Source organism: Sphingobium sp. B11D3B (assembly GCF_025961735.1).
Classification (GTDB): Bacteria; Pseudomonadota; Alphaproteobacteria; order Sphingomonadales; family Sphingomonadaceae; genus Sphingobium.
Map to the genome: position 1 here is coordinate 433415 of NZ_JAOQOF010000001.1, position 22268 is coordinate 455682.

Consider the following 22268-nt stretch of genomic DNA (forward strand, 5'->3'; position numbering starts at 1 on the left):
GCGACCTAGCGTTTTTGTGCGCCGGGATCGATCCGTTTTCGGTCTGCGGTTTGGCGCAACGGGAATGAGGCGGCAATGTTTTTCTCGAAGGAGACGCAGCGAATACGCCGCATCCTGATCGTCGAGGATGAGCCGCTGCTCGCGTTCGATGAAGAACATACCCTCCAGACGGCCGGCTATGAGGTGGTCGCGACGGTCGATCGCTTCCGGGAAGCGACGGCGATCATCCTCGAACAGGGCGCGGTCGATCTGGTGGTGACCGATGTGCGGCTTGCCGGTGTCCGCTCGGGCGTCGAGTTGGCCCGCCATGCCCGCGAACTCGGCATCGCCGTGCTGTTCGCGACGGCCACCTGTCCGGACGAAGCGCGGGATCAGGACATTGCGCTCGGGTGCCTCTCCAAGCCGTTTCTGCCGCGCGATCTTATCCGTGCCATTGGCGTGTGCGAGCGGGTGATAGGCGGGCGTTCGCCGGGCCGGCTGCCGGCGGGGCTGAAGCTCTTCAAGCGCAACTGAGGGCTGCGCTGAGGCGCGCCGGCAAAAACGATGCTTTGAATTCCGGCATAGCGCTCTAAGACTGCGGGTTCAGGCCCAAGCAGTCGGAGTGTGCATGTCGCAGACCCTCATATTCGCCGTGATTGTCGGTGCAGTCGTGGCGAGCGGCTTCTTCGTTCCAAGCTTCCGTCCTTATTTGCGGCCCATGCCGTTCGTCGCGTTCCTGCTCGGCATATCGAGCGGCTTTCCGCTGACGCTGCTGCTGGCGACAATGACCTTCTGGCTCTCCAAGGTTGGCATCGACAAGTCCACGATCGGCTTCGCCATCGGCCTGACGACCCCCTACACGCTCAAATTCCTCTGGGCGCCGCTGGTCGACAAGGTGCCACTGCCTGTGCTCACCCGCCTGTTCGGGCAGCGGCGTGCATGGCTGTTCTTCATCCAGGCGCTGCTGTTTGGCGCGATCTGGCAACTGGGCGCCAGCGATCCGGCGACCGATCTGGCGCGCTTTGCGCTCTGGGCCATCGCCGTCGCCTTCCTCTCGGCCACGCAGGATATCGTGATCGATGCCTATCGCATCGAAATCCTGAGCGAGCAGGAACTGCCGCACGGTACGGCGATGAACCAGTTCGGCTATCGCACCGGCAATCTGCTGGCCGGCGCTGGGACGATCTTCCTCGCCTCCACTGAAGGCGCCGGGCTGGGTTGGGCCGTCGCCTATGGCATCACTGCCTTTTGCGTGCTCCCGGCAGCGATTGGCGCGCTGCTGGCGGGGCCGGGGCGCTATGTGGAGCACCGCGCGGTCCGCGAAGGGCTGGCGATGGGCGACTGGCTCAAGGAGACCATCGTCAATCCATTCCGCGAGTTTCTCTCCCGTCACGGCGCCTTCCTCGTCCTGGGCTTCGTGCTGATCTACAAGATCGGCGATGCCATGGGGCAGGTGATGCTAGCGCCGATGATCGTCGAGTTGGGCTTTACCGACACCGAATATGTCACCGTCAACAAGTTCGTCGGCTTTGCCGCGCTGATCGCCGGGTCGGCGCTGGGCGCGCCGTTCATCGCCCGGCTGGGCATGGGGCGCGCTTTGTTCGTCTCCGGCGCGATGATGATGCTCTCCAACCTGCTGTTCTGCGCGCTCGCCATGGCCGGCCATTCGACGCCGATGCTCGCGCTGGCGGTGGGGACGGAGAATTTCACCAGCGGCATCGGCCTGACGGTGTTCGTCACCTATCTGTCCGGCCTGTCGAGCCTGGCTTATACCGCGACGCAGTTTGCTTTGCTCTCATCCTTCGCCGCAGTCGGCCGGACATGGCTCTCGACGCCTTCGGGCTATCTCGCCGAGGGGCTGGGCTGGGTCGGTTTCTGGGCATTCACCGTCGTGGCCGCCATTCCGGGCATGATCCTGCTCTGGATCATGTGGACGAAAGGCTTCGTGGTGGAGTCCGTGCGACAGCCCAGCACGCAGGACGATTAGGACCGCGCCTCAGACCGGCGGCTGGTTGTTCGCGACCAGCACCTGCCCGGCCAGATAGAGCGTGCCCGCCATGAGCACGGTGCGTCGCGGCCCGGCGGCGACATCCGTCAACGCCTCCTGGATCGTGGTGAAGCTGCGGTGCGGTACTTCCCATGCGCGGGCGACCTGCGCGAAGACCTCCGGCCCGTGATGCTCATGGCCGGGCACCGGCAGCGAGCGGATCGAGCGGATCAAGGGGCGGAGCGGCTTGAGGAAGCCGGCGACGTCCTTGTTCGAGAGCATGCCGATGATCAGGTCGATGCCCTCATCGGCCAGATGGCTTTCCGTCAGCGCATCGGCCAGCGCCTTGCCGGCATCGGGGTTATGCCCGCCATCGAGCATCAGCGTCCGCCCGGGCAGCATCGCGTTGAGCGGACCGCCTTCCAGACGCTGCATGCGCGCGGGCCAGTGCGCCCAGAGCGGCGCGGCGCGCAGCGCGGCCTCGGGCAGGGGCACCGCCTGCTGGTGACGGAGCATGGCAATGGCGAGGCCCATGTTGGATATCTGATGAGCGCCGTGGAGGCGGGGCATCGGCAATTCGATCCGCCCGGCTTCGTCGCGATAGTGCAATTGGCCCTGATATTCAGCGATGTCCCAGCTCTGCCCGCGCGGCAGATGCGCGGCACCGGCCTTGTCGGCCACGCGCGCGATCGTGGCGTTCATCGCCGGGCGATAATGCTGGGTGACCAATGGCGCCCCGGCCTTGGCGATGCCGGCCTTCTCAAAGGCGATGCGGCTCAGCGGGTCTTCCGGCACGTCATGGTCCGGCGCGAGCAGGAAGCTCTCATGGTCGATCGCCAGCGAGGCGATGCCGCAGGCGACCGGCGACTGTATCACGTTCGTCGCGTCCAGCCGTCCGCCTAAGCCGACCTCGATCACGCAGGCATCCGCCGGCACGGTGGCGAACAGCATGAAGGCTGCGGCGGTGGTGATCTCGAAGAAGCTGGCGTTCAGATCGCCGCCGATGTCGAGCACCTGCTCCAGCGCGCGGGCGAGCGTGTCATCATCAATCAACGTACCGGCAAGGCGAATGCGCTCGTTGAACCGCACCAGATGGGGGGAGGTGAAGACATGGACGCTCTTGCCGTCGGCTTCCAGCGCAGCGCGCAGATAGGCGCAGGTCGATCCCTTGCCGTTGGTGCCGGCGACATGGAAGACCGGCGGCATCTCCAGATGCGGGTTGCCCAGCCGGCGGACGAGTTCGCTGATGCGTTCCAGCCCCAGCACGTCGCGGCCGGGCGAAAGCGCCATCAGGCGATCGAGTTGCGCCTGCACGGCAGGATGATCGGAAACGGCGTGGTCAGCCATCGCAAGGCCTCTGGGTCAGGTGCCGCCGGCCTGCTTGCCGGGAGACTCGCCCTGCTGCGCAGGTCGGCGAGTCCTCAGACAGGCGCGGACGGGACAGAAATCGGTGGTTTTATGCCGCTTGCTTCGTCGTCAGATAGCCGATCGTCTTGGCCAGCGTCGCCTTCATTTCCTTGCGATGCGTCACCATGTCAATCATGCCGTGCGCGAGCAGATATTCGGCCCGCTGGAAGCCCTCGGGCAGCTTCTCGCGGATGGTGTTCTCGATCACGCGGGCACCTGCGAAGGCGATCAGCGCATTGGGCTCGGCAATCTGCACGTCACCCAGCATCGCATAGCTGGCGGTCACGCCCCCGGTGGTCGGATCGGTCAGCACCACGATGTAGGGCAGGCCAGCCGCGCGCAATTGCTGCACGGCGACGGTGGCGCGGGGCATCTGCATCAGCGAGAGGATGCCCTCCTGCATCCGCGCGCCACCAGCGGCTGTGAAGATCACATAAGGGCAGGACTGGCGCACGGCTTCCTGCACCCCCGCGACGAAGGCCGCGCCAACCGCCGTGCCCATCGAGCCGCCCATGAAGGCGAAGTTCTGCACGCCGACAACAGCCGGCTGGCCCTCGATCCGGCCGGAGGCATTGATCAGCGCATCCTGGTCGCCGGTCTGGGCCCGGGCGGCCTTCAAGCGATCGGTGTAGCGCTTGGAATCGCGGAACTTGAGCGGGTCTTCCTTGACCCCCGGCGCCGGCAGGATGTGCATCGTGCCGTCGTCGAAAATATGCGCGAAGCGGGTGTGCGGGCCGATCCGGCCATGATGGTCACAACGCGGGCAGACGGAGAGATTCTCGTCCCATTCCTTCTGGAAGATCATCTGGCCGCAGCTCGTGCATTTGTGCCAGAGATTGTCCGGTGTCTCGGCCTTCTTGGCGATGAAGGGCAGGGCATTGCGAACGCGGTTCAGCCAGCTCATGCGGCTTTCTCCTTCTGATTGAGCGCGGCGCGCAGCGTCGCCACGAAGTCGCGGACCGGGCCAGCGGCCTGGGCGCCATGCTTGCCGACCAGCTCGACGATGGCCGAGCCGACGACGACCCCTTCAGCCACCGCGCCGATGGCGGCGGCCTGCTCGGGCGTGCGCACGCCGAAGCCAACGGCGACGGGCAGATCGGTGGCGGCCTTGAGCTTGGCGACGGCGGACTCGATGCTGGTCTGCGCGGCCTGCTGCAAGCCGGTGATGCCGGCGACGGACACATAATAGAGAAAGCCCGAGGCGCCCTCCAGCACAGCCGGCAGACGCGCGGCGTCCGTGGTCGGCGTCGCAAGGCGGATCAGCGAGACGCCGGCGCCGCGCAACGCCGGACCAAGCTCGGCATCTTCCTCGGGCGGAATATCGACGCAAATCACGCCATCGACGCCCGCCTTGGCGCACTCGGCGGCGAACCAGTCGGCGCCGCGCACGGTCATCGGGTTGGCATAGCCCATCAGCACGAGCGGCGTGTCAGGATGGCGGGCGCGGAAGGCGGCGGCGATCTCGAAGATCTTCGCCGTGCTGATCCCCGCCGCGAGCGCGCGCAGATTGGCGGACTGAATGGCCTGCCCGTCCGCCATGGGATCAGTGAACGGCATCCCCAGCTCGATCACATCCGCGCCGCCCGCGACCAGCGCATCGAGCACAGAGGCGGTGTCAGCAGGCGTCGGATCGCCGCCGGTGACGAAGGTCACGAGCGCTGCGCGCCCTTCCGAGCGGGTGCGGGCGAAGGTGGAGGTGAGGCGGTTCATATCTTCGCTCCCAGCGCCTGGGCGACGGTGAAGATGTCCTTGTCACCGCGGCCGGAGACGTTGACGACGATCAGCTTGTCCTGCGGCATCGCCGTAGCCTCCGCCTCCAGCGCGGCGAGAGCGTGGGCGCTTTCGAGGGCGGGGATGATGCCTTCCTGCTGCGAGCAGAGCTGGAAGGCGTCGAGCGCGGCGGTATCGGTCACCGGCACATACCGCACGCGGCCGCTCTCGTGCAGCCAGCTATGCTCGGGGCCGATGCCCGGATAATCGAGGCCCGCCGAAATCGAATGTGCCTCGGTGATCTGGCCGTCCTCGTCCTGCAGCAAATAGGTCTTGTTGCCGTGGAGGATACCGGGCTTGCCGCCGGTGAGGCTGGCGGCGTGCTTGTCCGTATCGATGCCGTGGCCCGCCGCCTCGGTGCCGACCATCGCCACGTCGGGGTCATCGAGGAAGGGGTGGAACATGCCGATGGCATTGGAACCGCCACCGACGGCCGCAATCAGCAGATCGGGCAGGCGCCCTTCGGCGGCGAGCATCTGCTCGCGTGTTTCCTTGCCGATCACGCTCTGGAAATCGCGCACCAGCTCGGGATAGGGATGCGGACCTGCGGCAGTGCCGATAATGTAAAAGGTGTTCTCGACCGTCGCGACCCAGTCGCGCAGCGCTTCGTTCATCGCATCCTTGAGGCTTTGCGATCCGCTGGTGACGGGGCGCACTTCCGCGCCCAGCAGCTTCATGCGGAAGACGTTGGGCTGCTGCCGCTCGATGTCCTTGGCGCCCATGAAGATGGTGCAGGGCAGGCCAAAGCGCGCGCAGACGGTGGCCGTCGCCACGCCATGCTGGCCGGCGCCGGTCTCGGCGATGATCCGCGTCTTGCCCATGCGGATGGCGAGCAGGATCTGGCCGATGCAATTGTTGATCTTGTGTGCGCCAGTGTGATTGAGCTCCTCGCGCTTGAAATAGATCTTGGCGCCGAAACCGGGCTTGGCGCGCTCGCGATAATAAGCGGTCAGCCGTTCCGCGAAGTAGAGCGGTGAGGGGCGGCCGACATAATGCGTCATCAGGCCATTGAACTCGGCTTCGAAAGCCGGATCTTCCTTGGCGGCGCGATACTCGCGCTCAAGGTCAAGGATGAGTGGCATCAGCGTCTCGGCGACGTAACGGCCACCGAACTGGCCAAAATGGCCGCGCTCGTCGGGCAGGGCGCGCAAGGAATTGGGGCGGGAATTGGGGAGGGTGGTTGCAGCAGTCACTGTGCGTCTCTCTTGGTCACTGGGGTCGGGTCGCGTCGAAAGGGTCGAGCGATCAGCGCCATCGTGTCCCGATGCATCTGGCTATGGCAGGCAGTGTCATCATTCCCAACCGCTTTGCAGAAGGTCGCGGCCTTGTCCACCGCATTGACGCATTCGGCGGCTGGCCTTTGGGGCAGTCGCGCGAGCGGCGCCCGTTTTGCCCTCGGTCCTGATCCATCAGGCGGGCGGGGTGGGCACGAGGATCAGGGTTCGCTCCTCCACGCGCCAGGAGGCCAGTTGGGAGAGGAAGTTCATGCCGAGCACGTCCATGTCACCCAGCGCGGGGGATATCACGACCTTGAGATTTTGGGCGGTTAGCGGGCCGATCGCGAGGCGCTCGACGGTGCCCGTTTCCGCCTGCACCGTCCCGTTCGCTGTCTGGAGCACAACCGGCAGCAGGCTGGCCCCGCGGGGCACGCCTGCCAGGTCCGCCGTCCGTGTGGACAGCGCCGTGACGGTGGCGCCGCTATCGATGAGCATCCGCCGGTCCACGCCATTGATCTGCGCCGTCGCCCAGAAATGGCCGTCGGGCGACATCCGGATGCGCACCTCGTCGCCCACGACTTGCTGAGAGTCGACGCCGAGCCGACTGCTGAAGCGCGACAGGGACGGGTCGAATGGCGCCTGCTGAAACAGGACGAACAAGGCAAACGCCAGCAAGGCGAACGAAAACAGGGCGCGCAAAGCCCGCCCCACATAGGGGATTTTGAAGATCAGAATGAGGATCAGCGCCGCACCGCCCGCGTAGAGCGCAAGGTGAAGCCATTCGGGGTTGGTCGTCATCGGCATGAAAGCTCAACCGCAATCACGTGCATTCGATCCCGCACAGCGTCCGCGAACCGCCAGGGCGCCCCAATCAGCTAGCCTGCGCCGCACGGCAAAAGTTGGCGATCTTGGCCACATCCTTGACGCCCGGCGCGCTCTCGATGCCGGAAGAGACATCCACCAGCGGCGCGCCAGTCAGGCGAATGGCATCGGCGACATTCTCCGCGTCCAGCCCGCCCGAGAGGCCCCAGGGCAGGGGCGGGCGATGGCCGGCGAGGAGGCGCCAATCAAAACGCAGGCCCATGCCGCCGGGCAGAGCCGCACCGTCCGGCGTCTTGGCATCGTAGAGCAGGAAATCGGCCGCGCCGGCATAAGCCGCACCAGTGGCGAGATCGGCGGCGGTCTTCACGGAGATGACTTTCCAGACCTCCAGCCCGGTGCGCTGGCGGATGGCCGCAGCCCGTTCCGGCGTCTCGCGGCCATGCAACTGGGCGATCTCCATGCCGCCGGCAGCGACCAGTGTATCGATCAGATCATCGCTCGGATCCACAAGAACACCCACCCGCTTCACATGGGCCGGCACCCGCGCGGCGATGAGGCTCACCCGATCGGGCGCGAGATAGCGCGGGCTGGGCGGGAAATAATTAAGGCCGACATGGCTCGCGCCGCCACGCACGGCCGCATCGATAGCTTCGGCGGTCTTGACCCCGCAAATCTTGATGGCGACTCGTGACATGGCGGCGGGGTGTAGCGGGCTTCTGGCCTGTTGGAAATTCAGCGCACGCGCCGCACGAAAACAGCGCCATCCTCGCGCTGCTCGGTGACGAAATTGGGTAAGGAGGCGATCAGCTCGGAAAGGCGGGAAAAGCCGTAGCTGCGCGCATCGAAGGACGAGCGATTGGCAGCCCGCTGCCCAAGCTCGGAAAGGCGGGCAAAGCCGCGCTCATCGCGCTTGGATGCTTTCCACGCATCTCCGAGCAGCTTTACCAGTTCCTCGTCAATGGGTGGCTTGGCCTCGACCGTCACTTCGTCGGCTTCACTGGCGGCGAGTGCGCCGAGGTCGATAAACCGGGTGCAGGCCCTCTGAAAGCCGACGGGAGCCTTGGCATTGCCAAAGCCATAAACTGGCAACCCGTTCTGGCGGATTCGGACGGCGATGGGCATGAAATCGCTGTCGCTGGACATGATGCCGAAGCCATCGACGCGACCGCCGTAGAGCAGGTCCATGGCGTCGATCGTCATTTTCATGTCCGTAGCATTCTTGCCCTTGGTGAGATCGAATTGCTGTTGCGGCTCGATTGCCTGCTGAAGCACGAGCCCCGCCCAGCCTTTGAGCCCGGGCTTGGACCAGTTTCCATAGGCGCGGCGAACATTGACCGTTCCAAGGTCGCCCAGGATGGTCAGCACGGCATCGAGGTCGTCAGGGCGAGAATTGTCTGCATCGATCAGCAGCGCAATGTTGCGGGCCTCTGAATTGTCCCCGCCCGGCGCCATCTTCCGATCGCCCATTGCTATCACTCTCCCGCCATAAGAAACGCGCCGCCGAGCAGCGTGAGCAGCTTTACGTCCACTGCATAGCCTTTCTCGCGGCGAGCTGTGATCCAGTCGGCGAAGCCGGCGAGCGGGACGCGGTGGACGCGGATGTCCTCGCCGGGAACGCCGCCGCCATCGCCCACTTTCTCAAGGTCGAAGGCGCGGAAGAGCGTGAAGCTTTCCGAGACCATGCCGGGCGAGCTCCAATATTCGCCCAGATCCTCCATGCGGCCTGCGCGATAGCCGGTTTCTTCCTCCAGTTCCCGCGCGGCCGCCAGGCCGGGCTCTTCGCCAGCCGACTCGTCGCCCACCAGTCCGGCGGGCAGTTCGATGCAGCGCCGCCCGAGGGGGACGCGAAACTGGTCGACCAGCAGAATATGGCGTCCGTCCGCGCCTTCATCGATGGCAATGATGACGGCGGCCCGGATGCCGCGTGCGCGCGACACATATTCCCAGCGACCACGCCGCTTGGCGGTGATGAACAGGCCTTCCCACATGGTTTCCTCGGGGAAGCGAAACTCGTCTTCAGGGGTAGTGTCGCTCACAGTTCGATCAGCCGATCCGGCAACTCATTGGGATTGTCAGCGCTTTTGGGGCAGTGCTCGGCAAGGATCAGGCCGGCCTTCTCGATGGCGAGCGCCATGCCTTGCGCGATGCGCCCGGCGCGCACTTCGTCGATCATCGCGGCCATTGCTTCGCCCCAGACTTCCGGCGACACGCGCGAGGCGATGGCTTCGTCGGCGACGATTTCCGCGCGATGCTCATCGAGCGAGAGGTAGAGCAACATGCCGGTGAGGCGGCGGGTTCGCGCCTCCGCCGAAGTACGGAACAGCAGCAGAGCGCGATGCCGCACCCGCCGCGATTTGGTCGCGCCGGGCGTCACCAGCATCCGCAGTGCCGGGATCGCCAGCAGATAGCGCATGATGAGGAAATGCAGGCACATCTGCCCGAACATCATCAGGTAGAGCAGGTGTCGCGGCAACTCATGATGCCAGCCGCCGGTCAGGCCGATCAAGGCATGCTCATAGGCTGCGGGGAAGGCGGCAGCGACCAGCGGCACCAGCAGCATGAACAGCAAGGACCAGTGCAGCCCGACATCATGATAAGCATCCGACCGGCGCGCGACGATGGTCACGATTTCCGCGTCGGTCTTCAATTCGGCCTTCGCCACGGCATCGGTGACGATGCGATGATCGGCCTCGCTCATGGAAATTCGCCTGCCCATCACCAGCCTCCGCTCGCGCCGCCGCCGCCGAAGCTGCCACCACCACCGGAAAATCCGCCACCGCCGCCCCAGCCACCGCCGCCGCCCCAGCCGCCGCCATCATTGGCGCGACTGTTGAGCGCGCTGCGAATGGCCGCTTCTGCTCCCCAGATGATGATGGGGTGGATGCCACCGCGATAGCGCCGGCCGCCGCGCAGCCGCCCGAAAATGGGCAGCACGACGAAGAACAATATTAAGATTGCGAGGAAGATCGCCGGCCCGAAGCCCTTGCCCGCCTGGCGCCTGTCCTGCTCGGCAGCGGCCGAGGCGAGCTTGCGCTGTTCTTCAGGCGGCAGTTCGAGAATGCGCACGATCTCGGCGACGCCCGCGCTGATGCCACCCGGAAAATCCCCATCGCGGAAGCGCGGCGTGATGACATCGCGGATGATGCGGCCGGATAGCGCATCGGTCAGGATCGGCTCCAGACCATAACCGACCTGAATGGTCAGCCGGCGCTCGTTCGGCGCGACCAGCAACAACACGCCGCTGTTGGTGTCCTTCTCGCCGATGCCCCAGGCGCGACCAAGCCGATAGCCATAATCGCTGATCTCATAGCCATTGAGGTCCGGCACGGTCGCCACGACCAGCTGGCGCCCGGTGGTCTTTTCCAGCGTTTCGGATTGCTGGGTGAGAGCTGCCTCTGTGGCGGGATCGAGAATGTTCGCGCCGTCCACCACCCGGCCGGTCAGCGCGGGAAAGCTCTGGGCAAGCGCCGCATCCGGCCGCAGCATGAGCAGCGCGGCCAGAAGCAGCATAAAGCGCATCAGCGCCGGCACGATGGCCGGCGCGACAGGGCGGTGGGACCGGGTCAATTGCCGTTGAACATCGCGCCGACATCCGGCGTGGTGTCAGCACCGGCCTTGGCCTCGAAGGGCGTCAGCGGCTTGGCGCCGTGGATCAGCTTGGCGCCGATCATCTCCGGGAAGGTGCGGATGCGCGTGTTATAGTCCTGCACCGCGAGATTATAGTCGCGGATTGAGATGTTGATGCGGTTTTCCGTGCCCTCGAGCTGGGTCATCAGGTCCGCGAAGCGCTCCTGGCTCTTGAGGTCGGGATAGCGCTCGACGGTGACGAGCAGGCGGGAGAGGGCGCCGCTCACATTGTTCTGCGCGGCCTGAAACGCCTGGACCTTGGCCGGGTCGCTCAGCTGATCCGCAGTGACCTGCACCTGCGTCGCGGAGGCGCGGGCACTGATCACGCCTTCCAGCGTCTCCCGCTCGATCTGCGCGGAATTGCGCGCGACGGCGACGAGATTGGGAATGAGATCGGCCCGGCGCTGATAAGCCGCCTGCACGTCAGCCCATTTGGCCTTGGCATTCTCCTCGGCGGTGGGCACCGAATTGATGCCGCAGGCCGCCAGCGCCAGCGGCAAGGCAAGCAGCAGAAACATGCGCAGTGCTTTGAATGGCGATGAAAGCGTGGCCATGGCGGTCTGTCCCCTCATAAGGCGGTGTATCGCTTGAGTGATACGCTAAATAGGGTGTTGATTGCCCGCCCGCAACGGGCTTAGCTGCCCCGCATCATCCAAATCCATCATCAGCAGCCCGCAGACGGCAGGGGAGAAACACGATGCTGACCGAATTCAAAGCCTTCATCGCACGGGGCAATGTCCTCGATCTCGCCGTGGGCGTCATCATCGGCGCAGCCTTCGGCGCCATCGTCAGTTCGGTGACGGACGATCTCATCATGCCGATCATCGGCGCGTTGCTCGGCGGCCTGGATTTCTCCAACTACTTCGTTCCGCTGGCCGCCGTCCCCGCCGGGACCGAACCGACGCTGGAGGCCATGAAGGCTGCGGCGGTGCCGGTGTTCGCTTATGGTTCGTTCATCACGGCGGTGATCAAATTCTTCATTCTGGCGTTCGTCATTTTCCTGATCGTGCGGCAGGCCAACCGCTTCTTCGTTAAGAAAAAAGCAGAGGAGGTTGCAGCGCCCGCTGGCCCCTCCGAGGTCGATCTTCTCAAGGAAATCCGCGACGTTCTGAAGGCGAAGCCCTGATCGGCCCGTCGCATTGGGGTGAACGAAAGGTTGCCGAGCCGGGAACCTTTGTCGCTGCGGGGGTTTTGTTTGCAGTCTCGTGACAGATGGCGGGACCTAACAGGAGACAGACGCGTGAAACCCATGATGATCCTTGCCGCTGCAGGCGTAGCCCTGACGCTGGCCGCATGCGATTCCAAGGAAGCGCAGAACGTCGAAGATGCCTATGACAACCGGGCGGACGCGATTGACAACCAGGCTGACCAGCTTGAGCAGGCGAGCGACCACATGAACGGCGCTGCTGAAGACCGCGCGGAAAACGCCGTGGATCGTCTTGAAAATCGTGCGGATGCCGTGCGGAACATGGGCGACGAGAAGGCTGACGCGATCGACGCGGCCAAGTGAATTGCCAATTGATCTAAACGCTCGCTGAGCGTTTGGTTCGACCGGCCCGGCATAGTCCACAGGGATTATGCCGGGCTGTTTGCGTCTGCGGGCTTCTCAACCGCGAATTGATCCCTATATGAGGATTTGCCGGCTTGTCCGGCTATGGCGATAAACTGCGGCGTGTAATAGGCGCAGCGGACCCGGGGGCGGTACCCGGCGGCTCCACCAGAAGTGGCTCTTCCTTTCAGGAAGAACTGTTCCTGACGGGGCCGAACTAGGATCGACGTGTGTTGAAAAACGCTGTTTTTGCCCGGGCTGAGTAACCCGTTCAAGGCTCAAAACCCATAAGTGCCAACGATAACGAAGCACTTGCTCTTGCAGCGTAATTGAGGGCCTCACGGCCTGACATTACCCTAACAGAACGCGGTTGGACCGAACCGGGCAACAGAATCGGATTCCAGCGGCACGGGGAGCGCCGGGCAACAGAAGCTCCCCACCTCAGCCCTTCTCGCTCAGCTTTTGAAGACCCGACTTCTGCGGGGCGCTGCTTCGCGGCTCTGGCGTTTCGCGCCCTGAACGTTGCTGCGAAGCGCAGAATCATGAATATTACAGAATTATGACAAAATGCTCCTCTCGTACGTACACACGAAAAATCATGACTATCCTTATGATTTTATGAACTTAAAAATTTTTGTTCGAATATTGATAGCGAGTCATAAAACTGAAATACTCTCGGTCAGATTTCAAAAGATACGAGAGGAATTGTCATGAATTTCAAGATTTTGATTGCAGGAGGCGCCGCGCTCGCGGCACTGGGCTGCACAGGCGCGATCGCTCAGACCGGCGGCGCCACGGGCAGCTATGCCGCCACCGCCATTTCTGCCGGAAATCTGGACGAAGCCGAGCGCTTGCTGCAGCCGGCCAGCATGAACGATGCTGCCGATCCCGCGCGGCTCATCAACATCGCGACGGTCTATGCGCGTACGCAGCGCAAGGCCGAGGCGCGCGAGGCGCTGATGCGCGTTCAGTCGCTGCCCGCCGAGCAGCTCGATCTGGCCGATGGCGCCAGCTATTCGAGCCACGCCGTCGCCCGCACCCTGCTGGCGCGCCTCGATCAGCATTGAGGCCGATCCGGCTCCCGGCCGGACATCATCACGAGAAGGTGCGCGGACGCAGGTCTTGCGCACCTTTTTCTATAGAGGGGACGGCGAGCCCGCCACCGGCAGCTCCAATGCCGTACATCATCCCGCTTCCGAAAGCCGGGCCGATCTTCGCGACCTAACCCTTGCGTCCGCCGCTGCCCTACGTCCCTGCAATAAAACTGACATGAATCCGTCACGCGGATGACGCGGGGATTGCATCCCGCTGTCACACTCATCGCCTAGCTGCCGCGCCGAGGGCGCAAGGGGGACTTCACAGAGTCGCTACTCCCGTTGGCCGTCCTGCAATCGAAATCCGGAACATCCGGCAGCGGAGACGACGATGAAACTGATCAATCGGACTATCAACTTCATGCTGGCAGGCGTGGCCCTGCCGCTGCTCGCCGGTTGCGGTGCGAGCGAGATCGCATCCCCGGGTACGGGCGGTATCGTGATCAACAATCCAACGCCCACCCCCACGCCGACTCCTACACCGACGCCAACCAACTCGGTCACCGCGGCGCTCGGCTGTCCGACGATCAACAATCCCACCCAGCTGACTGACTCGGGTACGATCTCCGGACCGACCGGAACGTGGCGCGTCTGCTCGCTGCCCGGCGTCATCAGCCGCAACCTGACGTTGGAGAAGATTCCCGGTCTCGTTTATTATCTTAACCCGGCCATCAACAACGGCCGCGTGGATGTCGGCTGCGACGGCGGTTTCTCCGCGCCAAGTTCTGGCTCGCCCCGCGAAAGTACCACGGTCGGCTGTCGCGCAAGCGAGATCGCGGGTCTGGGCCTGCAGAGCTCAGTCGCTAACGGGTCGGGCCAACTGATTGCAGACACCAACGTTACACTGACCATTCAGCCGGGCGTAATTGTCATGGGGCAGGGCGCGGCTTTCCTGGCGGTCAACCGGGGCAACAAGTTGGTCGCTGAGGGTACGCAGACGTCACCGATCATCTTCACCAGCCGCGACAACGTGCTCGGTCAGGAAACCGATACATCGATCGGTCACTGGGGTGGCGTGATCTTGATGGGTCGCGCGCCGGTCACCGACTGCAACTTCGGCACCGTGGGCGTCGATTGCGAGCGCAACACCGAGGGTTCGGTGAACCCCGCGCGGTTTGGCGGCAATGACCCGACCTACAATGCGGGGTCCATGAAATATGTCCAGATTCGCTTCTCTGGCTTTATCCTCAGCGGAAACACCGAACTGCAGGCGCTCACGACCGAAGGCATCGGTAGCGGGACCAAGCTTGATTACATCCAATCGCACAACAGTTCGGACGATGGCGCTGAGTTCTTCGGCGGTGTCGTGAAATTCAAGCACTATATCGCAACCGGCGCCGACGACGACAGCCTCGATCTGGACACGGGTGCGCAAGGCGCTTTCCAGCATGTCATGCTGATCCAGCGTCCGGGCCAGGGTGATGCACTGTTCGAGATCGACAGTGATGGCAAAGAGACCGACGCACCGCGCTCGAAGCTGTACGTCGCGAACTTCACAGCCCTTCAGTCGCAATCCAGCACCAACAACGAAGCCAACGATCTGGCTTCGTCGCTGTTCCGCGGCAACTCGGATACGACGCTGGTCAACGGCGTCATGGTCACGCCGAATAACGAATGTATCCGTCTGAACGGGTCAGGCTCGACGGCGGATCGTGCCACTCTCAAGGCCTATTCGGTCCTGCTTCAGTGCAACAGCGCCAAATTCCTGGGCAACAAGAGCTCTGACTCGAACGCCGCCCGCTATACGGCTGCGGACGTGGCGCTGGCTTTTGGTGCTGGGTCCAACGGCAATAACGACGCTTATACATCGTCGCTGACTAGCCTGTTCATCAACGGTGCCACAGAAAACGCAGTCGCGGGAACCGATCCCAAGACGATCGCCGGCCTGAGCACGGACTTCCGCGACTTCTTTGACAGCACGACTTATGTCGGCGCCGTCAAGGACGCGAATGACACGTGGTACAAGGGCTGGACCTGCAACTCCAGCTACGCGCAGTTCGACGATACGAGCAATACGAACCGGAACTGCAGCTCGCTTCCGACCACCTGATCGGTTGCCCGAACCTCACTGTTGAGCGGGGTGCGGCGCTGATCGTCGCACCCCGCCGTGACACCGATTATATTTAGGGGATATTCCATGGCGACGCCGCTCAAGTTCGGGGTCTTGCTGCTTCTATCCACGGCGTTCGTTGCCCCTGCAGCGATCGCTCAGGAAGCCAAGGCGGTTCAGGAAAGCGACAATACGGCTCCTGCTGCTGACGGCCAGGAGCAGGCTGCTCCGGACATTTCCATCCCAGGCGGGGATATTGTTGTCACGGGCCGTCGCAATGCGAATGTTCAGCAGGCTGCGCCGGCCGTTGTCTCGGTTCTTTCGACAGCGGACATCGCCCGGACCGGCGAAGGCAACATCGCCGGCGCGTTGGGCCGTGTCACGGGCCTGAGCGTTGTGGGCAATGGCTTTGTGTATGTGCGCGGGCTTGGCGACCGCTATTCGCTCGCTTTGCTCAACGGCCTGCCGCTACCCAGCCCCGAGCCTCTCAAGCGCTCAATTCCCCTCGATCTATTCCCCACCAACATCGTCTCGTCCTCGCTCGTCCAGAAGAGCTATTCGGTGAACTTCCCCGGCGAGTTTGGCGGCGGTGTGGTCAATCTTACCACCAGCGTGGTGCCGCAGGAGAGTTTCCTCACCGCGACGATCGGCGGCAGCTTTCATTCGGAAACGACCGGCATCAATGGTTACACCTATTATGGGTCGAAGACCGACTGGACGGGCTTCGACAATGGCACGCGCAACACGCCGGCGGGCCTTGCGGCTTATTATGCGACCGGTCTCACGACTAGTCAGATCACCAATGAACAGAACAGAACCCTCGCTGGGTCGCTGGTGACGCCAAGCCTGTCGATCGCACAGCGCGACGGCACAATTCCGCCCAACTTCTCGGGCAGCCTGTCCGCCGGCACGTCCTTCGAGCTGGGCAGCGACGCAGCGCTCGGCTTGATCGCCACTGCCGGGTTCAGCAACAAGTGGCAGACCCGCGACGCCATCCAGCAGTTCTCGAGCCAGGACGATCTCGGGTTCCTGAACTCGAATTTTGAGCGGGTGACGACGACGGATCGTAGCGTCGCAAACGGCCTTCTGGGCGTTGGCCTGGAATTTGGCGACAACAAGATCCGGACGACCGCACTATACATTCGCGATACGCTGAAAAGCACGCGCATCGGAATCGGCACCCGGTCCCAGGGGGCCACATTCCAGGTGCAGGACACCGCCTGGTACGAGCGCCAACTCATCGACACACAGGTGGTCGGAGAGTTCAAGCCGTTCGATGGGCTCAGTGTTGATCTGCGTGCCAGTTACGCCAATTCTCAGCGCGAAGCGCCGGCCGAGACGAGTTTCGAGTATTTTCGAACGGGTAACAGTGAGGATCCCTATGGCAACCTCTATCAGATCAGCCTGACCGGCAATGTGGGTAATCGCCCACGCGTTGCCTTCTCGGACCTGAATGAGGATTTGTGGGCAGCAGGGGGTGACGTCACCTACAAGCTTACCCCGGACATCAGTCTGGGCGCCGGCTATTATTATCAGGTGACGCGCCGTACTACCGTCCGCCGCGAATTCCAGTTGAACGCTGACAATTCAACGCCGACGGGTGTTCTGCTATTGCGGCCCGATATCCTGTTTTCGCCGGGCGTCATCAATGCCGTCGGACCGGGTGGTGCGATCAATCCCTATGGCATCGAAGCGAACGAGGTCGAGCCGAACCCGGCTTGGAGCGCTCGCCTCAAGAATCACGCCGGTTACGGCAAGATCAACTGGCAGTTGATACCGGGCCTTACCGTCGATGCTGGCGTCCGCTATGAAAGGGCGTTCCAGCGCACCCAGCGTATTCAGGTCTTCCTCTCGGACGCTTCGGTGTTCCGCACTGCCCTGAAGAATGACTACTGGCTGCCCGCCGGAACGGTGACCTGGGAGTTCCAGCCGGCCATGCAGCTGCGCTTCAATGCCTCCAAGACCATCGCACGGCCCCAGTTCCGCGAGCTGGTGCTTCAGCCTTATTTCGACCCCGAAACCAACCGGACCTATACGGGCAATCCATTCCTCACGGACAGTAAACTGACCAACTTCGAGGGCCGGTACGAATGGTATTTCGATCGCGACCAGCGGCTGTCCGTCGCCGGGTTCTACAAGACGATCGATCGGCCGATCGAGGCGTATCTATCGCTCGACTCATCCGGAAACAGCGCGTCGACTTTCTTCGCCAATGCGCCGAAGGCAAGTCTGTACGGTGTTGAAGTTGACGTGCAGAAATATTTCAACATGTCCGACTGGTTTGCTGGCGATATGTTCGCGGCCCGCCGTCTGGTGACGATTGCGAACTACACTTACACCAAGTCCAAGCTGAAGGTTGCGAGCGGCGATACCACCATTGGGGCCAACGGCGTCGTGACTGCTGCAACTGCCTATTTCAAGGACGGTTCCTCGCTGACCGGACAGTCCGATCACATCGTCAATTTCCAGCTCGGCATGGAGAATACGGACCGGTTGTCGCAACAGACATTCATCCTCTCCTACGCCAGCAAGCGGGTGACCAGCCGGGGCGTGTCTGGCGATCAGCCGGATGTGTTTGAGCATCCTGGCTTTAATTTGGACTTCGTCTGGAGAGAGGGCGTGTTGATCGGAAGCCGCGAGGTCGACCTCAAGGCAGAGGTCCGCAACATCCTGTACAACAAGTATCGCGAATATCAGGAATTGGGCGACCGGCGCGTCTACTATAATTTCTACAATATTGGCACGACCTTCAGTCTTTCAGCATCATTGAAGTTCTGATCGACTGCGAGAAGCCGCACTCAAGAGTCAGAAAGCGCCCGGCCAAGGGTAGGTCGGGCGCTTTCATTGTGTCGAACATTCTGGCCATCGCGACTTCTTGGCTTACCCCGCCCAGATGCGCTCGCGATACCATTTCGTGATGATGTACTTCACGCCCGAGCGCACCTTCATGCCGTGATGGATGGTGGCCGGGTTCATTGTCCCGTCCGGCAGGCGATTGTTCCAGGCGACCAGCTTGCCGGTTTCCGGCTGGATCATCTTGTCCACCTGGGTGAAGCGCGTGGCGCCGCCGGCGGCGGGCTGGTTGAGATAGACCATCAACGTCCAGGTGCGATTGCCCGAGCGACCGCAGTAGCGCTCAAAATCCATGCCGCCCGGCTCGAAATAATCGGTATGCGCCTTGAATTCCTGACCCACGGCGTAGCGCTGCCCCTGCAGCTGCTCGCCCTGCGCGGGATCGATGCCGCTATAGGCCGCGAGCTTGGCGTTGATCGCGGCGACGAAGGGGTCGCTATCCTCCAGATCGCAGGTCTCACTGGTGCGGAAGGCTTCATAGCCGAGATCATCGGCGATGGTGGAAGGCCGGCGGTTGGCTTCGATGCGGTCGATCAGCCCAGCGCATTCGTCCGAATCGAGAAAACCCTTCTTCACGAACAGCGTGAGGTCGCGCCGGGGGAGGCGCTGAATGCCCGGCTGACCGGCAAGAAGAGGTGCGTCGAGCATCGACATGGCTGAACGGTGCGTCTAGCAACGGGAGCGGAGCCGGATCAACCGCTCCACGGCGATTATTTTTGTGGGGTAGACGGCGTCCGACCGGCCATTCGGCGCATCTCAGCGCCGGTTGTCATTTTTTGGTAACCATGGTGAAACGGATCAGTCATACACCGCGCATAGGCAGCGCTTGCTTTGCTGGAGGGCATCAAATCTAGGATGCGGTGGACCGATCTCATTCGGCGCGCGCGACAGGGCCGGCCCGCCGGTTCTTCCAGCCTCGGTCAATGGATCGAGGCGGTGCTGCTCGTCGTCCTCATTATTCAGATCGCCCGGCTGCTCTGGGCGCTCGGCACGCCGGTCGGCCTGTTCGGCGACTGGCGCGCGCGCGAGCCCGTGCTCGTCTCCGCCGATGCGCGGAGCGCCCTGTTCGCCGGCTTCGATCCGTTCTTCCGCAACGGCGCGAGCGCGGGCGGTGGCGTGCAGCAAGTCACGTCCCTGCCGTTCCGCCTGTTCGGCATCCGTCTCAACGAAGCATCGGGCCAGGGCTCGGCGATCATCGCCAATGAGGCCGGCGAGCAGGCCAGCTATGCGGTGGGCGATCAGATCGCCCCGGGCATCATCCTCAAGGCGGTGCAGTTCGATCATGTCGTCATCGAGCGCGGCGGTGTGGGGGAGACGCTCTACATCGATCAGTCCGGTGGCGACGCGCCCGTGGTGCCAGCACCGCCGGCCGAGGGCGGCCCGGCCATGCCGCCGGAGATGACGACCGGCGCCGGCCCGCAGGCGCCTGCCGCGGCGTTGACGCCCGACTCGGTGATGAAGGCGGTCAACATGGCGCCGCGCAATCAGGACGGGAAAGTCACCGGCATCGTCCTCAACGCCGGCAGCGATAGCGGCGCACTGTCACAGGTCGGCTTCCGGCCCGGCGACATCATCGTGCAGATCAACGGGCGGCCCGTGACGTCCATGGGCGACATTGCCCAGTTGCAGGCGGCGCTCCGGCCCGGTGCGCGCCTGTCCCTCATGGTCGAGCGCGGTGCCTCCACCGTGCCCATCTCACTCAATCTCTCGGAACGCCAATGACCCTGCTCCCCAAATTCCGCCGTTTCGCCGGCAGCGCTATGATCGCGCTGCTGCTCGCCGTGCCGGCGGTCGGCCAGTTGACGCTGAATGTGCGGGATGCCGATGTGCGGGCCTTCATTCAGGATGCGGCGCGGGTGACCGGGCGCACCTTCATCATCGACAATCGGGTGCAGGGCAAGGTTTCGGTCGTGACGGATCGGCCGCTGTCGCGCTCGGAATATTTCGAGATCTTCCTCTCGACGCTGCGCGCCAACGGGCTGGTCGCCGTGCCAGCGGCGGGCGGCGCCTTCCGCATCCAGCCGGTCGAGGGCGCGGCCGGCCAGCCGGGGCAGGTGGGCCGGGCGGCCAACAGCAACCAGTTCGTGACCGAAGTCATCCGCCTGCGTTCCATTGACGCGCAGTCTGCGCTGGAAACGCTGCGCCCGCTGGTGAGCCGCGATGGCTCGATCACCGCCAACCGCTCCGGCCGCTCCGTCGTGGTGGCGGATTATGCCGACAATATCCGGCGCATCCGGCAGGTGCTCGCGCAGGTGGATACGGACGGATCGACCACGCAGCTCATCACGCTGAAAAATGCCGGCGCGCGCGAGATTGCCACGTCGCTGCAAGGGCTGCTTGCGGGCGAGGAGGGCGCGCCGTCCCGCGCGACCATCGTCGCGATCGACAGTTCCAACAGCATCGCCCTGCGCGGTGACGCGACGACGGTGCAGCGCCTCGCCGCGATGGTGCGGGATATCGACGCGCGCGCCGCCTCGGGCACGGAAATTCGCGTCTACTGGCTGCAGCATGCCGATGCCGACAAGATGCTGCCGGTGCTGCAGCAACTGCTGGGTCAGGCCGGGGTGGTGTCGGAGACGCCGACCGCTTCGAATGCGCCCAGCGCGCCCGCCGGGGCTGGCAGCGCACCCGCGGCCCCCGCCGCCACACCGGCGAGCAGTTCGAGCGGGGGCGGCATCGGGCGCGGGCCCGCCGTCGTGACCCGCTACGAGGGCGCCAATGCGGTGATCGTCGCGGCCAATGGCGATACGCAGCGGATGCTGGGCGAAGTGATCCGCCAGCTCGATACCCGTCGCGATCAGGTGCTGGTCGAAGCGATCATCGTCGAGATCGGCGACAATGCTGCGCGGCAGCTCGGCGTGCAGTTCCTGGTCGGCAGCACGTCGACCGGCTTTGCCGCGACGAACTATTCCAATGCCAGCCCGAACATCCTGACGCTGGCCGGCGCGCTTGCCGCCCGAAATTTGAGCCAGACGGAAACGGTGGTCGTAGCGCCGGACGGCACGCGCACCACGACGACCACGACCGAGAATAGCGGACTTGCCAATCAGCTCCAGAGCGCGGCCGTCGATTCGCTGGCGGCGGCGCGCGGCGGCTTTGGCGGCATCGCGACGGAACTGGGCAGCAACGGCGTGTTCGGCGCGATCATCAACGCCGTCCAGTCGGATACCGAGAGCAACATCCTCTCGACGCCGCACATCACCACGCTCGACAATCAGCAGGCCAAGATGCTCGTCGGGCAGGAAGTGCCGGTTGCGACGGGTGAGGCGCTCAGCCCCAATTTCGATAACAAGTTCCGCACCGTGCAGCGGCAGAATGTCGGCATCATGCTCGACGTGACGCCGCAGATCAGCTCGGAAGGGACGATCAAGCTGTTCATCAAACAGGAGGTCAGCAGCGTCGCCGGGCCGGTCTCCAACAACAGCAGCGATCTCATCATCAACAAGCGCGAGTTCGAGACGACGGTGCTGGTCGATAATGGCGATATCCTCGCCATTGGCGGCCTGCTCGACGAGAATGAGCGCCGGACGATCGAGAAGATCCCGCTGCTGGGGGATATTCCGCTGATCGGTGAGCTGTTCAAATCGCGCAGCCGGGCGAAGGCCAAGACCAACCTGATGGTCTTCATCCGCCCGACGATCCTCGGCAGCCGCGCCGATGCGCGCAAGATGACCGCCCAGCGCTATGGCTATATTCGCGGCCAGCAGATGCTCGCCAACCCGGATGTCGAGCCGTCCATCGATCAACTCGTGCGCGAATATCTGGGGACGACGCCACCGGTCGCCGAGCCCAAGCCCGGCGATCAGGTGATCGACGGACGGATCACGACCGGGCAGGAGGTCCGCTCCCAGCAGGTCGTGCGACCCGGCGCGGTCAAGACGACGGACGTGCCATGAGCGAGTCAGAGCGCCCC

At 63.8% G+C, this 22268-nt stretch carries 21 protein-coding genes and 1 other RNA gene; 10 read left to right on the forward strand and 12 right to left on the reverse strand.

Going from position 1 to position 22268, the window contains the following annotated elements; translation table 11 throughout:
- Positions 1-75: 75 nt before the first annotated feature.
- Positions 76-513: a response regulator gene (locus tag M2333_RS02070; protein ID WP_264604958.1), complete on the forward strand. Its 438-nt coding sequence runs from the start codon at positions 76-78 to the stop codon at positions 511-513.
- Positions 514-607: 94 nt separating this feature from the next.
- The gene (locus M2333_RS02075; RefSeq protein WP_264610705.1) at positions 608-1966 is read left to right on the forward strand and encodes an AmpG family muropeptide MFS transporter; all 1359 of its coding nucleotides are present in this window, start codon (positions 608-610) and stop codon (positions 1964-1966) included.
- A gap of 9 nt (positions 1967-1975) precedes the next feature.
- On the opposite strand, the gene M2333_RS02080 is transcribed toward M2333_RS02075, so the two are convergent.
- From M2333_RS02080 to M2333_RS02130, 11 genes are all read right to left on the reverse strand, one after another.
- Positions 1976-3313: a bifunctional folylpolyglutamate synthase/dihydrofolate synthase gene (locus tag M2333_RS02080; protein ID WP_264610706.1), complete on the reverse strand. Its 1338-nt coding sequence runs from the start codon at positions 3311-3313 to the stop codon at positions 1976-1978.
- A 109-nt stretch (positions 3314-3422) separates the two neighbouring features.
- Positions 3423-4277 carry an acetyl-CoA carboxylase, carboxyltransferase subunit beta gene (accD, locus tag M2333_RS02085; protein ID WP_264610707.1) on the reverse strand — a complete coding sequence of 285 codons (855 nt, stop codon included), beginning with the start codon at positions 4275-4277 and terminating at the stop codon, positions 3423-3425.
- On the reverse strand, positions 4274-5083 hold the full coding sequence (gene trpA, locus M2333_RS02090) for a tryptophan synthase subunit alpha (protein ID WP_264594111.1): 810 nt from the start codon (positions 5081-5083) through the stop codon (positions 4274-4276). Before trpA ends, accD begins: the two co-directional genes overlap by 4 nt.
- Positions 5080-6336, reverse strand: coding sequence for a tryptophan synthase subunit beta (trpB, locus tag M2333_RS02095; RefSeq protein WP_181560251.1), 1257 nt, complete (start codon positions 6334-6336; stop codon positions 5080-5082). Before trpB ends, trpA begins: the two co-directional genes overlap by 4 nt.
- 216 nt (positions 6337-6552) lie before the next feature.
- Entirely contained in the window at positions 6553-7158 is a 606-nt protein-coding gene (locus M2333_RS02100) for a TIGR02281 family clan AA aspartic protease (RefSeq protein ID WP_264610708.1), read from the reverse strand.
- A 73-nt stretch (positions 7159-7231) separates the two neighbouring features.
- Entirely contained in the window at positions 7232-7876 is a 645-nt protein-coding gene (locus tag M2333_RS02105) for a phosphoribosylanthranilate isomerase (protein WP_264610709.1), read from the reverse strand.
- Positions 7877-7914: 38 nt separating this feature from the next.
- Positions 7915-8649: an NYN domain-containing protein gene (locus tag M2333_RS02110; RefSeq protein ID WP_264610710.1), complete on the reverse strand. Its 735-nt coding sequence runs from the start codon at positions 8647-8649 to the stop codon at positions 7915-7917.
- A 5-nt stretch (positions 8650-8654) separates the two neighbouring features.
- Complete coding sequence (locus M2333_RS02115; RefSeq protein ID WP_264612544.1) at positions 8655-9170, reverse strand: NUDIX hydrolase; 516 nt, start codon at positions 9168-9170, stop codon at positions 8655-8657.
- Between the two features lie 44 nt (positions 9171-9214).
- Positions 9215-9880, reverse strand: a complete 666-nt coding sequence (locus M2333_RS02120) for a TPM domain-containing protein (protein ID WP_264610711.1) — start codon at positions 9878-9880, stop codon at positions 9215-9217.
- A 17-nt stretch (positions 9881-9897) separates the two neighbouring features.
- Positions 9898-10701, reverse strand: a complete 804-nt coding sequence (locus M2333_RS02125; protein ID WP_264612545.1) for a TPM domain-containing protein — start codon at positions 10699-10701, stop codon at positions 9898-9900.
- 44 nt (positions 10702-10745) lie between these two features.
- Positions 10746-11363 (reverse strand): LemA family protein, encoded by a 618-nt coding sequence (locus tag M2333_RS02130; RefSeq protein ID WP_181560247.1) that lies wholly within the window; start codon positions 11361-11363, stop codon positions 10746-10748.
- 143 nt (positions 11364-11506) lie between these two features.
- On the opposite strand from M2333_RS02130, the gene mscL reads away from it, so the two are divergent.
- The 6 genes from mscL to M2333_RS02160 all read left to right on the forward strand — a co-directional run bounded on the left by mscL (position 11507) and on the right by M2333_RS02160 (position 18280).
- Complete coding sequence (gene mscL / locus M2333_RS02135) at positions 11507-11935, forward strand: large conductance mechanosensitive channel protein MscL (RefSeq protein ID WP_264587597.1); 429 nt, start codon at positions 11507-11509, stop codon at positions 11933-11935.
- A 123-nt stretch (positions 11936-12058) separates the two neighbouring features.
- Positions 12059-12319, forward strand: a complete 261-nt coding sequence (locus M2333_RS02140; protein WP_264572283.1) for a hypothetical protein — start codon at positions 12059-12061, stop codon at positions 12317-12319.
- Between the two features lie 89 nt (positions 12320-12408).
- Positions 12409-12799: a transfer-messenger RNA gene (ssrA, locus tag M2333_RS02145) on the forward strand.
- 269 nt (positions 12800-13068) lie between these two features.
- Positions 13069-13425 carry a tetratricopeptide repeat protein gene (locus M2333_RS02150; protein ID WP_264610712.1) on the forward strand — a complete coding sequence of 119 codons (357 nt, stop codon included), beginning with the start codon at positions 13069-13071 and terminating at the stop codon, positions 13423-13425.
- Between the two features lie 358 nt (positions 13426-13783).
- On the forward strand, positions 13784-15502 hold the full coding sequence (locus M2333_RS02155; protein ID WP_264610713.1) for a hypothetical protein: 1719 nt from the start codon (positions 13784-13786) through the stop codon (positions 15500-15502).
- An 87-nt stretch (positions 15503-15589) separates the two neighbouring features.
- Positions 15590-18280 (forward strand): TonB-dependent receptor domain-containing protein, encoded by a 2691-nt coding sequence (locus M2333_RS02160; RefSeq protein ID WP_264610714.1) that lies wholly within the window; start codon positions 15590-15592, stop codon positions 18278-18280.
- Positions 18281-18382: 102 nt separating this feature from the next.
- On the opposite strand, the gene M2333_RS02165 is transcribed toward M2333_RS02160, so the two are convergent.
- Entirely contained in the window at positions 18383-19009 is a 627-nt protein-coding gene (locus M2333_RS02165; protein ID WP_181560242.1) for a prolyl hydroxylase family protein, read from the reverse strand.
- 201 nt (positions 19010-19210) lie between these two features.
- On the opposite strand from M2333_RS02165, the gene M2333_RS02170 reads away from it, so the two are divergent.
- Positions 19211-20077, forward strand: coding sequence for a type II secretion system protein N (locus tag M2333_RS02170; protein WP_264610715.1), 867 nt, complete (start codon positions 19211-19213; stop codon positions 20075-20077).
- Positions 20074-22251, forward strand: coding sequence for a type II secretion system secretin GspD (gene gspD / locus M2333_RS02175; protein ID WP_264610716.1), 2178 nt, complete (start codon positions 20074-20076; stop codon positions 22249-22251). Before M2333_RS02170 ends, gspD begins: the two co-directional genes overlap by 4 nt.
- The last annotated feature ends 17 nt before the right edge of the window (positions 22252-22268 follow it).

Bases quoted from the DNA above. Each gene is read 5' to 3' on its own strand.
- M2333_RS02070 (WP_264604958.1), top strand. From the start codon at position 76: ATGTTTTTCTCGAAGGAGACGCAGCGAATACGCCGCATCCTGATCGTC.
- M2333_RS02075 (WP_264610705.1), top strand. From the start codon at position 608: ATGTCGCAGACCCTCATATTCGCCGTGATTGTCGGTGCAGTCGTGGCG.
- M2333_RS02080 (WP_264610706.1), bottom strand. From the start codon at position 3,313: ATGGCTGACCACGCCGTTTCCGATCATCCTGCCGTGCAGGCGCAACTC.
- accD (WP_264610707.1), bottom strand. From the start codon at position 4,277: ATGAGCTGGCTGAACCGCGTTCGCAATGCCCTGCCCTTCATCGCCAAG.
- trpA (WP_264594111.1), bottom strand. From the start codon at position 5,083: ATGAACCGCCTCACCTCCACCTTCGCCCGCACCCGCTCGGAAGGGCGC.
- M2333_RS02100 (WP_264610708.1), bottom strand. From the start codon at position 7,158: ATGACGACCAACCCCGAATGGCTTCACCTTGCGCTCTACGCGGGCGGT.
- M2333_RS02105 (WP_264610709.1), bottom strand. From the start codon at position 7,876: ATGTCACGAGTCGCCATCAAGATTTGCGGGGTCAAGACCGCCGAAGCT.
- M2333_RS02110 (WP_264610710.1), bottom strand. From the start codon at position 8,649: ATGGGCGATCGGAAGATGGCGCCGGGCGGGGACAATTCAGAGGCCCGC.
- M2333_RS02115 (WP_264612544.1), bottom strand. From the start codon at position 9,170: ATGTGGGAAGGCCTGTTCATCACCGCCAAGCGGCGTGGTCGCTGGGAA.
- M2333_RS02120 (WP_264610711.1), bottom strand. From the start codon at position 9,880: ATGAGCGAGGCCGATCATCGCATCGTCACCGATGCCGTGGCGAAGGCC.
- M2333_RS02125 (WP_264612545.1), bottom strand. From the start codon at position 10,701: ATGCGCTTTATGCTGCTTCTGGCCGCGCTGCTCATGCTGCGGCCGGAT.
- M2333_RS02130 (WP_181560247.1), bottom strand. From the start codon at position 11,363: ATGGCCACGCTTTCATCGCCATTCAAAGCACTGCGCATGTTTCTGCTG.
- mscL (WP_264587597.1), top strand. From the start codon at position 11,507: ATGCTGACCGAATTCAAAGCCTTCATCGCACGGGGCAATGTCCTCGAT.
- M2333_RS02140 (WP_264572283.1), top strand. From the start codon at position 12,059: ATGATGATCCTTGCCGCTGCAGGCGTAGCCCTGACGCTGGCCGCATGC.
- M2333_RS02150 (WP_264610712.1), top strand. From the start codon at position 13,069: ATGAATTTCAAGATTTTGATTGCAGGAGGCGCCGCGCTCGCGGCACTG.
- M2333_RS02155 (WP_264610713.1), top strand. From the start codon at position 13,784: ATGAAACTGATCAATCGGACTATCAACTTCATGCTGGCAGGCGTGGCC.
- M2333_RS02160 (WP_264610714.1), top strand. From the start codon at position 15,590: ATGGCGACGCCGCTCAAGTTCGGGGTCTTGCTGCTTCTATCCACGGCG.
- M2333_RS02165 (WP_181560242.1), bottom strand. From the start codon at position 19,009: ATGTCGATGCTCGACGCACCTCTTCTTGCCGGTCAGCCGGGCATTCAG.
- M2333_RS02170 (WP_264610715.1), top strand. From the start codon at position 19,211: ATGCGGTGGACCGATCTCATTCGGCGCGCGCGACAGGGCCGGCCCGCC.
- gspD (WP_264610716.1), top strand. From the start codon at position 20,074: ATGACCCTGCTCCCCAAATTCCGCCGTTTCGCCGGCAGCGCTATGATC.